Source organism: Rheinheimera sp. 1928-s (genome assembly GCF_029269265.1).
Taxonomy (GTDB): Bacteria; Pseudomonadota; Gammaproteobacteria; order Enterobacterales; family Alteromonadaceae; genus Pararheinheimera.
On sequence record NZ_JARIXP010000007.1, the window covers coordinates 129,778 to 141,947 of the forward strand.

General features: G+C 46.4%; 14 protein-coding genes. 13 read left to right on the top strand and 1 reads right to left on the bottom strand.

What is annotated here, in order from left to right; all coding sequences use genetic code 11:
- From lptE to P3C17_RS17435, 13 genes are all read left to right on the top strand, one after another.
- The gene (lptE, locus tag P3C17_RS17375) at positions 1-486 is read left to right on the top strand and encodes an LPS assembly lipoprotein LptE (RefSeq protein WP_233079029.1); all 486 of its coding nucleotides are present in this window, start codon (positions 1-3) and stop codon (positions 484-486) included.
- The gene (gene holA / locus P3C17_RS17380; protein WP_300930621.1) at positions 486-1,538 is read left to right on the top strand and encodes a DNA polymerase III subunit delta; all 1,053 of its coding nucleotides are present in this window, start codon (positions 486-488) and stop codon (positions 1,536-1,538) included. Before lptE ends, holA begins: the two co-directional genes overlap by 1 nt.
- Positions 1,519-2,181: a nicotinate-nucleotide adenylyltransferase gene (nadD, locus tag P3C17_RS17385; protein WP_300930622.1), complete on the top strand. Its 663-nt coding sequence runs from the start codon at positions 1,519-1,521 to the stop codon at positions 2,179-2,181. Before holA ends, nadD begins: the two co-directional genes overlap by 20 nt.
- Positions 2,182-2,233: 52 nt before the next feature.
- Entirely contained in the window at positions 2,234-2,554 is a 321-nt protein-coding gene (gene rsfS / locus P3C17_RS17390; protein ID WP_233011122.1) for a ribosome silencing factor, read from the top strand.
- Positions 2,555-2,558: 4 nt separating this feature from the next.
- Positions 2,559-3,029 carry a 23S rRNA (pseudouridine(1915)-N(3))-methyltransferase RlmH gene (rlmH, locus tag P3C17_RS17395; protein ID WP_008900365.1) on the top strand — a complete coding sequence of 157 codons (471 nt, stop codon included), beginning with the start codon at positions 2,559-2,561 and terminating at the stop codon, positions 3,027-3,029.
- A 148-nt stretch (positions 3,030-3,177) separates the two neighbouring features.
- Positions 3,178-5,052 (top strand): penicillin-binding protein 2, encoded by a 1,875-nt coding sequence (gene mrdA / locus P3C17_RS17400; RefSeq protein ID WP_300930623.1) that lies wholly within the window; start codon positions 3,178-3,180, stop codon positions 5,050-5,052.
- 97 nt (positions 5,053-5,149) lie between these two features.
- Entirely contained in the window at positions 5,150-6,265 is a 1,116-nt protein-coding gene (gene rodA, locus P3C17_RS17405) for a rod shape-determining protein RodA (RefSeq protein WP_300930624.1), read from the top strand.
- Positions 6,266-6,274: 9 nt separating this feature from the next.
- Positions 6,275-7,255, top strand: coding sequence for a septal ring lytic transglycosylase RlpA family protein (locus P3C17_RS17410; RefSeq protein WP_300930625.1), 981 nt, complete (start codon positions 6,275-6,277; stop codon positions 7,253-7,255).
- A 57-nt stretch (positions 7,256-7,312) separates the two neighbouring features.
- Entirely contained in the window at positions 7,313-8,485 is a 1,173-nt protein-coding gene (locus tag P3C17_RS17415; RefSeq protein ID WP_300930626.1) for a D-alanyl-D-alanine carboxypeptidase family protein, read from the top strand.
- Between the two features lie 89 nt (positions 8,486-8,574).
- A complete protein-coding gene (gene ybeD, locus P3C17_RS17420; protein ID WP_008900370.1) occupies positions 8,575-8,856 on the top strand; it encodes a DUF493 family protein YbeD in 282 nt (93 codons plus the stop codon).
- A gap of 70 nt (positions 8,857-8,926) precedes the next feature.
- Positions 8,927-9,580, top strand: coding sequence for a lipoyl(octanoyl) transferase LipB (gene lipB, locus P3C17_RS17425; RefSeq protein WP_300930627.1), 654 nt, complete (start codon positions 8,927-8,929; stop codon positions 9,578-9,580).
- Position 9,581: 1 nt separating this feature from the next.
- Positions 9,582-10,550, top strand: a complete 969-nt coding sequence (lipA, locus tag P3C17_RS17430; protein ID WP_346015675.1) for a lipoyl synthase — start codon at positions 9,582-9,584, stop codon at positions 10,548-10,550.
- Between the two features lie 98 nt (positions 10,551-10,648).
- A complete protein-coding gene (locus P3C17_RS17435) occupies positions 10,649-11,002 on the top strand; it encodes a PilZ domain-containing protein (RefSeq protein ID WP_300930628.1) in 354 nt (117 codons plus the stop codon).
- On the opposite strand, the gene P3C17_RS17440 is transcribed toward P3C17_RS17435, so the two are convergent.
- Positions 10,983-12,146: a hypothetical protein gene (locus P3C17_RS17440; protein ID WP_300930629.1), complete on the bottom strand. Its 1,164-nt coding sequence runs from the start codon at positions 12,144-12,146 to the stop codon at positions 10,983-10,985. The two genes, P3C17_RS17435 and P3C17_RS17440, sit on opposite strands and share 20 nt — an antisense overlap.
- Positions 12,147-12,170: the final 24 nt, after the last annotated feature.

Here is a 12,170-nt window from a genome sequence, read left to right on the forward strand (position 1 = left end):
ATGAAAAAACACTCCGTATGGACAGGGCTGCTGTTGATCAGCAGCCTGCTTCTGACCAGCTGTGGCTTCCACTTACGTGGCAGCCTGCCGCTGGAACGTTATCCGGCTATTTTTGTTGATGCCAAAAAGCATTCGGAACTGGCAAGCTTGTTATCAGACCAGTTGGAAAGCAATAAAGTAAAATTGCTGACCGAACTGGATCCAAAAGCTCCGGCTCTGATGCTGCAGCAGGACAGTCTGGAACGCCGGACTTTATCTTTATTCCCTAATGGTCAGGTTGCAGAATATGAACTGATCTATAGAGTGAAGTACCAGTTATTGCTGCCGGATCAGGAACTGCAAGAGTTTCAATTTGAACTGACCCGCGACTATCAGGACGATCCTAACCTGGCACTGGCTAAGGCGAAGGAGCTTGATCTGTTGCTGCAGGAGTTACGTTCTCAGGCAGCAAGCCGTATTATCCGCCAGTTAAACCGGCTCAACTAATGCTGAAACTGTATAGCAATCAGCTTGCTGCACAGTTACAAAAAAACCTGGCACCAGTCTATCTGGTGTTTGGTGAAGAGCCGCTGCAAAAGCAGGAAAGCATTGATTTAATTCGTGCTGCTGCGAAAAAACACGGCTTTGACGAGAGGCAAAGTTACAGCTGGGACAACAGTTTCAGCTGGAACGACTTTCTGATGGAACTGAATAACTTATCTTTGTTTTCACCCCGCCGGGTTTTTGAGCTGGAACTACCGGCGAAGTTGCCCACAGGCGCAAGCGATTTATTAAAACAACTGCCTTCGTTATTGCACCCGGATTTAATTCTGGTGCTGCATGCTGCCAAAAATGCCAATGATTATGCAAAATCTGCCTGGTTTAAAACACTGGCGGAACAAGCGGTGCAGGTGCAGTTTTATCCGCTGGACGATCAGCAGTTTCAGCGCTGGTTACAGCAGCGAGCCTCTGCATTAAAACTGCATTTAACGCCGGATGCCATCACCTTAATGCAACATCACTGTGCCGGTAATTTATTGGCCGCTGCACAGGAGTTGGAAAAACTGGGTTTAACTTTGGTCAGTGGCACTATTGATGCTGAACTGCTGGAACAACATTTAGCCGACCAATCGCACTTCTCCGTGTTTCAATTAGTGGATGCTTTACTCTCTGGTCAGGGTAACGAAGCCCTGCACCGGCTTGATCGTTTATTACAACAGGACACTGAACCTGTAATTATTGCCTGGCAGTTGCAAAAAGAAGTCACCACATTGATGCAAATGCATTTGGCGCAACAGCAAGGTAAACCCTTGGCTGATTTCTTTAAGAAAAATGCGATTTGGCCTAAACGTCAACCTATGTATCAGACCGCTGTATCACGCTTACCTGCCAAATGGCTGGGTTATGTACAACAAGAACTGGCTGCTTTTGACCGCGCCTTTAAATCCGGCGCATTAAGCAGCCCTGAACTGGCATTAGCGCATTTAGTCAGTTTGTTGGTGAGCCCTGTGTCTAAAGTTTTTTCATTGCAGCAACGTTATGCCGACTTCACGCCCTGATCGTGCTTTTGCCGTATTTGGCGGCACTTTTGACCCCATACATCAGGCGCATTTAGCCTGCGCTCAGTACGTATTAAAACACTGTGCTGTCCGTGAAGTGCAACTAATGCCCTGCCACCTACCCGCTCATCGCGCAAGTCCCGGCGTCAGCGCTGAACACAGAGCAGCCATGGTACAACTCGCTATTGAGCATATTCCAGGTGTGCATCTTCAGCCACTGGAGCTGAATAAACACAGCCCTTCGTACACTGTGGATAGTTTGCGTTTGCTGCGCGAACAATATCCGCGGGGCGGCTTGTTATTTGTGATGGGTATGGATTCGCTGTCGTACTTTAAACAATGGCATCAATGGCAAAGCATTTTACAGCTGGCGCATTTGGTGGTTTGCCAAAGGCCTGGCAGTTCAGCAGAAGATGGCGATTGCCCGGCACTGCTTGAACAGTTTGGTACCCAAGCTTTACAAGACCTGCATTTACTGGACTCTGGTAAAATTATGCTGCTGGATAACCCTCCGCTGGATTTGAGCGCAACGCGGATCAGAACCTTATTGGAAAAAAACCAGCAAAGCACCGAACTAAGTCAGTTAATACCAGCCGAAGTCTTGCAGTATATAAAAGCAGAAAGGCTGTACAGCGGCGTATAAGATCAAAACAAAAAGTGTTAACATGTCGCGTTTTTAGATCCCGGAGTTAAAAGTGCAAGCACAAGAGTTATTAGCATTCGTCCTCGACAAGCTGGACGATATGAAAGCCAAGGATATCGTCAGCCTGGATGTCAGAGAAAAATCCAACGTGACGGATTCAATGGTGATCTGCTCAGGCACCTCAAACCGTCATACCCGTTCTATCGCCGATCATCTGGCCAAAGAAGCGAAAAAAGCCGGCATCAGTGTGTTAGGCATTGAAGGTGAAGGTTCAGGTGAATGGGTACTGATTGATTTGGGTGATGTGATTGCCCATGTCATGCAGGAAGAAAGCCGCAGTTTTTACCAATTAGAGAAACTCTGGAGCGTTTAACGGCATGAAGTTAATGCTGATTGCAGTCGGCACAAAAATGCCTGATTGGGTCACTACGGCTTATGAAGAATATGCCCGTCGTTTTCCGCGTGATTTACCACTGGATTTAATTGAAATTCCGGCTGGTAAACGCGGGAAAAATGCGGACATCAAACGTATTCTGGAAACCGAAGGCGAAAAAATGCTGGCTGCTGTGCCCAAAGGCGCCCGCATTATTACGCTGGAGGTGGAAGGTGCCAACTGGAGCAGTCCACAACTGGCACAAAAGCTGACACAATGGCAAATGGATGGCCGTGATGTCTGTTTACTGGTGGGAGGTCCTGAAGGTTTAGCGCCAGCCTGCATAGCAGCCAGTGAAGGCAAATGGTCTTTATCTGCATTGACCATGCCCCACCCTATGGTTCGGGTTGTATTGGCAGAGAGCCTGTACCGGGCCTGGAGCATTAGTACTAACCATCCATACCATCGCGAATAATCATGATAAAAAAATGCTCTTCAATTCAAATCCTCACAACCCAAAGCCAGGTATTTAATCAAAAGGCTTTGTATGATTTTGCTAAGGCGTTGATTTATGGGAGTATTAGCACCAACCACCCTCTCTTTGTAGATAACCGCGAATAACCATGATTAAAAAACGCCCCTCTATTCAGGACCCAGCAGCCGAAAGCCAGATGTTTAATCAAAGGGCTTTGTTTGGTTTTGCCGTTGTCATGATTTGTTTTTTTGTGGTGGTGTTTAACCAATACAAGTTACAGGTAGTGATGCACGACCATTATGTGACTCGTGCCGATGGTAACCGTATCAAACTTATTCCACAGCCACCGAACAGGGGGCTGATTTATGATCGAAATGGTATTTTGTTGGCGGAAAATCGCCCTATTCACTCGGTAGAACTTATTCCCGAGCAAGTGAAAAACATTCCGGAAACTCTGGCTGAAATCGCAAAACTGATTGAAATCACACCAGAGCGTCAGCAAGAGTTTTTAAAAGAAGTAAAATACCACAGACGTTTTGTCAGTATCGCTGTGAAAGAGCACCTGACGGAACAGGAAGTCGCCATTATTGCGGTCAATCAGCACCGGCTGGAAGGTGTGACATTAGAAGCCCGTTTGACCCGACACTACCCTTATGGTGAACTTTTTACTCATGCTATAGGTTACATCGGCAAAATTAACGCTAAAGAACTGGAGAAACTGGAAGAAAATGGCGTAACTGCCAATTATGCTGCCAGCCGGGACATAGGCAAAATTGGTCTGGAACGTTTTTACGAAAGCCAATTGCATGGTCAGGTCGGTTTTCAACAAGTAGAAGTGAATAACAGAGGCCGGGTGATCCGTATTCTGGATTCTAAACCTGCGACTTCTGGTGAGGATTTGATCCTGTCCATCGATATGCATCTGCAACAAAAAGCCAAAGAACTGCTGGGTGAAAACCGTGGCGCTATAGTAGCCATGGATCCCCGCGATGGTGCTGTTATCGCCTTTTACAGCAACCCCAGCTACGACCCGAATTTATTTGTGCATGGTATCAGCGGCAAAAACTACCGTGAATTGCTGGAATCCCCTGATCGTCCTTTGGTGAACCGGGTCACTCAGGGGGTGTATCCGCCTGCGTCAACCATCAAACCTCATATGGCTATTTTGGGCTTGGAGAATGGTACTGTCACAGAACAAACCCGCATCGCCGATCCGGGTTTTTATAAGCTGCCTAATTACAGCCGGCCTTATCGCGACCACATCAGATGGGGCCATGGCTGGGTAGATGTATACACAGCCATCACCAAAAGTTGTGATACTTATTTTTACGATTTAGCCGTTAAACTTGGCATAGACAAAATTTCTGATTATATGAAAAAGTTTGGTTTTGGCTCCCGCACTGGCATAGACGTGATGGAAGAAAGTGCAGGCCTGATGCCCTCTAAAGAGTGGAAAAGAGCCAGACATAAACAAAGCTGGTTTCCTGGTGATACTGTCTCTTTGGGCATAGGCCAAAGTTACTGGAGCGTGACCCCGATGCAATTAGCATTGTCTACTGCAATACTACTGAACGATGGCCTAAAACCTACGCCGCATATGGGCCGTTATTTCCGTAATCAAAACAAAGATACCAATCTTATTGCCCCGCTGGAACGCGTTATAGAGGTCAAAGACCCCAACAACTGGCATATTTCAAAAGAGGCCATGCGTCAAACTCTGATGGTACAAGGCGGCACCGGCTTTAACGCCTTTAAAGGCATCAGTTATAGCGCAGGCGGTAAAACAGGCACTGCACAGGTCATTAATATGGCAGCAAACCAAAAGTATGATGCCAATGCGATTAAAGAAGTGCATCGGGACAACGCTATGTTTATTGGCTACGCACCAGCAGAGAACCCGACTATTTCTTTAACTGTGACTGTTGAAAACGCCGGTGGTGGTGGTTCAAATGCCGCACCTATAGCCCGTAAAATGATGGATTATTACTTTACACGCCAAAGTGCGGCAGGAGCTCAGCCATGATGTTGCTGCACTGCCCCTGCGACAAAGAGCTATTAGCAAAACCAGATCCTGATCAAGTTATCTATTTTACCCGTCAAGATGTAACAGGAGCTCAGCCATGAATGTGCTGAAAGACCCAAGTCATAAAGGGCTGCTGGCCAAGCTGCATTTAGATGGTCCTTTATTAGCGGGTTTATTACTACTGTGTATTACAGGGTTATTTGTGCTCTACAGTGCCAGTGGCCAACACTGGGATATGATGGCGGCGCACAGTACAAGATTAGTCATTGCTTTTGGTGCTATGTTGTTTTTGGCTCAGGTAAAACCTCAAACCTTTAGCTTCTGGGCTGTGCCGTTATTTTTAGCGGGTACAGCTATGCTGGTGATGGTGTTGGCTTTTGGTCATATAGGCAAAGGCGCACAACGCTGGCTGGATTTAGGTTTTATGAAATTCCAACCTTCTGAAGTGATGAAGCTGGCCGTGCCTATGGCCGTCGCCTGGTATGTATCCTCTCACCCTTTACCGCTGAAATTCCGGCACTTGATTGTCGGTTTTATTATGTGCGCTATTCCTACTGTACTTATCCAGCAACAGCCCGATTTAGGCACATCCATTCTGATTTTTGTCGCCGGCATTTTTGTGCTGTTTTTGGGCGGTATGAGCTGGCGCATAATCACAGCACTAGCATTAATTGTCCCTGTTGGTTGCTACAGTATGTGGCTTTTTGTGATGCACGACTATCAGAAGCGACGGGTACTGACCTTTTTAAATCCTGAAAGCGATCCTTTAGGTTCTGGCTATCATATTATCCAGTCAAAAATTGCTATAGGTTCAGGTGGCTTTGAAGGCAAAGGCTGGATGCATGGCACTCAGTCTCAACTGGAGTTTTTACCAGAGCGCCATACCGACTTTATATTTTCTGTGTTCAGCGAAGAGCTTGGCATGATAGGTGTGCTGTTTCTGTTAGTCTTGTATGCCTTTGTCATTGCCCGCGGTTTGATTATCGCAAGTCAGGCTCAGGACAACTTCAGTAAGCTGCTGGCAGGCAGCATTACGCTGACATTTTTTGTCTACGTGTTCGTTAACATTGGTATGGTGTCAGGATTATTACCTGTAGTGGGGGTGCCTTTGCCTTTGATTAGCTACGGCGGGACATCCATGGTTACACTGATGGCAGGTTTTGGTATTCTAATGTCGATCAGCACTCATAAACGACTTTTAGCTCAGCAGTAGAAAGAATCAATGATTAAAAAAATAACTATCGTATGCTGTACTCTGATCTTGGCTTCCTGCTCACAAACGCCGGCACCAAAATCAGCCAAAACCGGACCAACCCCAACCTGGGAAGAACCTAATAAAGGCCGTTATTCACAAGCCACTGACAGCCATCCGGACCGTCTGCCAACCTTACTGGAAATGACAGATCCTGACCCCAGGGCTGAAGCCTTAAGCCGTGGTGGGAACAAACCCTATAATATTTATGGCGTGGATTATTCTCCCCGTACTGATCTGATGGAATACAAGGAAACAGGTATAGCCTCCTGGTACGGCCATAAATTTCATGGTCATCTGACATCCAACGGTGAAGTTTATAATGTGTTTGCCATGTCGGCAGCACACAAAACCCTGCCATTACCTTCTTATGTGCGAGTAACCAACCTCGACAACGGTAAGTCAGCCATAGTGCGGGTAAACGACAGAGGACCTTTCCATCAGGACAGAGTGATCGACCTGTCTTATTCAGCGGCTTATAAAATTGGCATGATGGGCAAAGGCACAGCACGGGTTCAGGTCGAACTGCTGGCATCTCCTGCCATGACCAATCAGGAAAGTTATGCCATGGGATTAGGCAACAGAGGCAACAGGTTTGAAGAAACCACTATAGCCTCTAACCCTGCCAGCCCAAGACCTGGCAGCGTTGCAGCACCTTCAGCGCCAGTTGCAGCCCCAGTGATAGCGACAACAGCACCAGTTGCCCGTTCTAAGGTTACAGGCTGCTTTATTCAACTGGTTGCCAGCAGCAATAAAGAGAAACTGCAAAAGTTAGGTTCGGATTTACAGCAACAATGGTCTGTATCTACACAAATTAACGAAGGCAATGGAATTTTCCGTTTACTGGCGGGTCCAATGCCATCAACGGCCGAAGCGAACAGCTGGCTGGAACGTTTTAAAAGTGCTGATTACCCATCGGCTTATATTACAGATAAAAAAAGCTGTGGTTAAAACCACGGTTGATTTTCTTTAAAAAAGAATTCAGTTCAACAACATAAGAAAGGTCTCATGAATACGTACTCCAGAATTTTTATTGCTTGCTCCTTTGGTGTTGCCAGTTTTTTAGCAGCCGGACAAACAGCCCCTCTTACAGCGTCACAAATGACGCCGCAGCCCCCTGAAGTAAACGCCAAAGGTTATATCCTGATGGATTACCATACGGGAGCTGTATTGGCCGAAGGCAATGCAGATGGGTTATTGGCACCAGCCAGCCTGACCAAAATGATGACCAGCTACATTATTGGTACAGAAATTAAAAACGGTACTATCAAACCATCAGATCCTGTCACTATCACCGAAAACGCCTGGGCTAAACAGTATTCAGACTCTTCCAAAATGTTTATCGAAGTAGGCGAAACCATCAGCGTTGAAGAGTTAAACCGCGGCATTATTGTGCAATCGGGCAACGACGCTTGTGTCGCTATGGCCGAACATATAGCAGGCACTGAAGGCGCCTTTGTTGAATTAATGAATGCCCATGCGGTGCGCTTAGGTATGGACAATAGTACCTTCACCAATAGCCATGGTTTACCTGATGAAAATCAGCGTACTACAGCCCGTGATATGGCCAAACTGTCGATCGCTTTAATTCGTGACACGCCAGACGAATACAAAATTTACTCTGAAAAAGAATATGTATTTAACGGCATTAAACAATACAACCGTAACGGCTTATTGTGGGATAAAAGCCTGAACGTGGACGGTATCAAAACAGGCCACACCTCAGAGGCTGGTTATAGTCTGGTCACTTCAGCCACTAAAGATGATATGCGACTGATTTCTGTCGTCATGGGCACAGACAGCGCCAAAATCCGTGAAGCAGAAAACAAAAAATTACTGACCTATGGCTTTCGCTTTTTTGAAACCTTTTCTCCTTATAAGGCAGGTGAAAAGTTTGCTGAACAACGCGTATGGCAAGGCACCAAAGAAATCATTACGTTAGGTGTGCTGGCAGAAACCCCTATTACCTTGCAACGTAACCAGCGTAAAGAGTTAAAAGCCGACTTTAAATTGAATCAGGAACTGATTGCCCCCATATCCAAGGGTCAGGTACTGGGCACTGTTTATTTGAAATTAGGTGACAAAGATATCGCCGAATTTCCTTTAGTAGCGCTGGAAGATATCGAGCAAGCGGGTTTATTCAGTCGCTTAGTCGATATGGTAAAAATGCGTTTCCAGTAAAAAAGCGACAGCCCATATCTAAATTAGTCCCGGCAAGTCCGGGACTTTTTGTTAAAATAGATCAAGATTATTTTTGTGAGCAGAACATCATGACAATTGAAGTAAAAGACACCCGCTTTGATGAATTTTTAGAGTTTCCATGCTCGGTAAACTTTAAAGTACTGGGCGTCGCTGTACCAGAACTGGTGGACCATATCGTAGTTGTGCTGCAGGAACATGCCAAAGCCGACGACTACAATCCGCAAATTCGCCCTAGCAGCAAAGGCAGTTATCACTCTGTATCTGTGTCTGTGACTGTCACCAGCAAAGAACATATGGAACTGCTGTACACAGAACTTGGCCGTTTAGAACTGGTTAGGTATGTGATCTGACGAGTGGCACTGCCCTTTTTGCTGGCAGTGCAGGTATAATGCGGCACTTTCAACTGAACCGGAGTTCGTTGTGGTTGACTCTCAAGGCTTAGTGATACGGAATTTAGGGCGCCAGCCTTATGTTCAGGTATGGCAAGCCATGCAAAAATACACAGATGAGCGGACAGAACAGAGTCCGGACGAGCTGTGGTTTGTTGAACATGATCCGATATTTACTCAGGGTCAAGCCGGTAAAGCAGAACATCTGCTGATGCCAGGTGATATTCCTGTGGTACAAGTAGACAGAGGCGGTCAGGTGACGTATCACGGCCCTGGCCAGCTGGTTGCTTATGTATTGCTGGATATCAAAAGACGTAAGCTGGGTGTGCGCGAACTGGTCACCTTGATTGAACAGGTGATCATTAAAGCGTTGGCCCCTTATGGTATTGAAGCTTATGCCAAAGCCGATGCGCCCGGCGTGTATGTGCAGGAACAAAAAGTCGCTTCGCTTGGATTGCGGGTGAGAAAAGGCTGTACCTTTCATGGTTTGGCTTTAAACGTAAATATGGATTTGTCACCTTTTTCCAGGATCAACCCATGTGGTTATGCCGGCATGCAGATGATCCAAACCAAAGATATTGCTGGTCCACAATTAGTGGATGAAGCAAAGCAGGCTTTGCAGTCACAATTTGTGGCTCAATTGGCAGTAAGCCAAACTGAGCACAAAACAGGGTTAAGTGAGTAATATGACCATCAAAACAGCTCGTATGGAACCAGGCGTTAAGTTACGTGATGCCGATAAAATGGCCCTGATCCCAATCAAAGTGTTACCCACCGAACGTGACGAAATGTTACGTAAACCTGATTGGTTAAAAATCAAATTACCGCGCAGTACAGACCGCATTGAACAAATCAAAGGCGCTATGCGTAAACATGGTTTGCACTCAGTCTGTGAAGAGGCCTCTTGCCCTAACCTGTCAGAATGCTTTAACCACGGCACCGCAACTTTTATGATTTTAGGTGCTATCTGCACCAGACGTTGCCCATTCTGTGATGTAGCTCATGGCCGCCCTTTGCCTCCAAGTGCAGAAGAGCCGGAAAAACTGGCGTTAACTATCAAAGATATGGCGCTGAAATACGTGGTAATTACTTCGGTAGACCGTGATGACCTGCGTGATGGCGGTGCCCAGCATTTTGCCGACTGTATCAGTTCTATTCGTCGTGAAAGCCCGGCTATTAAAATTGAAGTACTGGTACCGGATTTCCGTGGCCGTATGGATGCAGCGCTGGACATTCTGACACAAACGCCACCAGACGTATTCAACCACAACCTGGAAACAGCGCCACGTTTATACAAGCTGGCACGTCCAGGCGCTGACTATAAATGGTCACTGGAACTGCTAAGACGCTACAAAGAAGCCCATCCGGAAGTGTCGACCAAGTCAGGCCTGATGGTGGGTTTAGGTGAAACCACAGAAGAGATTATCGAAGTGATGCGGGACTTACGTCTTCATAATGTCGATATGCTGACTGTCGGCCAATATCTGCAGCCAAGCAAACACCATTTACCAGTCAAACGCTACGTATCTCCGGATGAGTTTGACGAAATAAAACGTATTGGTTACGAGTTAGGCTTTAAACACGTTGCCTCAGGCCCCTTCGTCAGATCGAGTTATCACGCAGATCGCCAGGCGGCAGGTGAAGAAGTCAGCTAATAACTAAGTGACTGTGCAGGCAGTTAAATTTAGCTGCCTTTGCTGTCTTTTCATGCCGGAAACAACTATGCTCAACGTAGTGAATGAAAGGATTTGGTATGGACAACAGACGTTTTAGCCGGGTGTTATTTTCCGGTCCGGTACAACTGAAAAATGCTGACGCTGTATACACAGGTCAATTGCAGGATTTGTCGCTTAAAGGTGCTTTGTTGCAGTTAGATGCAGCAACGGTATTACAAGCAGGCCAACACTTTCAGTTGCAGTTTCAGCTGAATGAATCCGGTGTGGATTTATTTATGGATGTCACAGTAGCTCATTTGAATGACTCCTGTGTGGGTTTACGCTGCGATAAAATTGATATCGACTCTGCCAGTCATTTACGCCGCCTGCTGGAGCTGAATTTAGGTGATGCCGATTTATTAAGCCGCGAACTTACGGAGCTGTCGGAATAGCTGAAGCCTCTTGTAACGAGTGCAGAGCATCCGGATAACCTTGTTTAGCAGCCTGATCCATCAATAAGCGCCAATGGTACCAATCCTGTTCTTGCCTGGCTAAATATGCATAAAAATACTGTACCGGCATAATCAACTCTGGCTTTGCCAGCACCTTTTGCATTAACTTAATGTATAAATCTGGTACCTGAGCCTCGTGTGAGCGCATAAAGCTTAAATTGCTTACAGGGGCGTAAGCCTGCACACCTGCATTATCACAACTCTCCACTGGCTGTAACTGAACATCGTGCTTTTCTAATTGCCAATGTTGCAGATAGATATCCAACTGGGTTTTATCAGTCAGTAAGTTAGGCCGGATTTTATCGCTGCGACATTCAGTTTGAGCCACTTCTGTACTTAAACTGTATTCATCCATAAAACCCAGAATATGGGCAAACTCGTGCCGGAACACCTCAAAAGAACTGCTTTCAGCCAGTTGCACTATGCCATTGTTGTAATTGGCTGTACCTTCACCTGCAACCACCAGTAACTGACTAAATCCGCCTTTGGCCACATCAGGTGTTAATACCTGATACTGACACTGAATTCGTTGTCCGGCCTGATAACTGCACTGCAAGTCAGTACTGTTCATACGTTTTTCAGGTAAAAAACAGACAGCTAGAGAGGAAAGCTGAGGGTCCTGTTGCCACTGTTGTTGTAACAGCTGCAATTGACGACTTCCGGCTTTGGATTGCACTACAGGTTGTAAAGTCAGGCTACAAGAGGAATCTGAGTTCGATGCAACCTTAGCTGGGCTCTGAACATAATGCCAGAGGCCATAATCAGTGGCTAAATCAGCCTCTGCTGCGTTTACACTCTGTTGTTGCTGTAGACGGTGCTCAAGATAGCTTGCGGTCGCTAAAAAGCCATCCTGACGCTGTTTTAATGCAAGTAAAGCAGCAAGTTCATGTGTGAGCCCTGCATCCAGCGCTTTTTGATACCAGTTAAGTGCCGCAGGAATGTCTCCCTGCTGTTGACGTTTTTTCGCCAGTAGTACTGCGGCAGCCCCATGGCCTTGCTGCGCTTTATCCATTAATTGCTGTTCAGGCAAATGCTCCAGCGCAGGTTCACAGCCGACTAAACAGAAAAGCCACGCGATAGCCAAAGTGCTTTTAAAAACAAAAAAGCC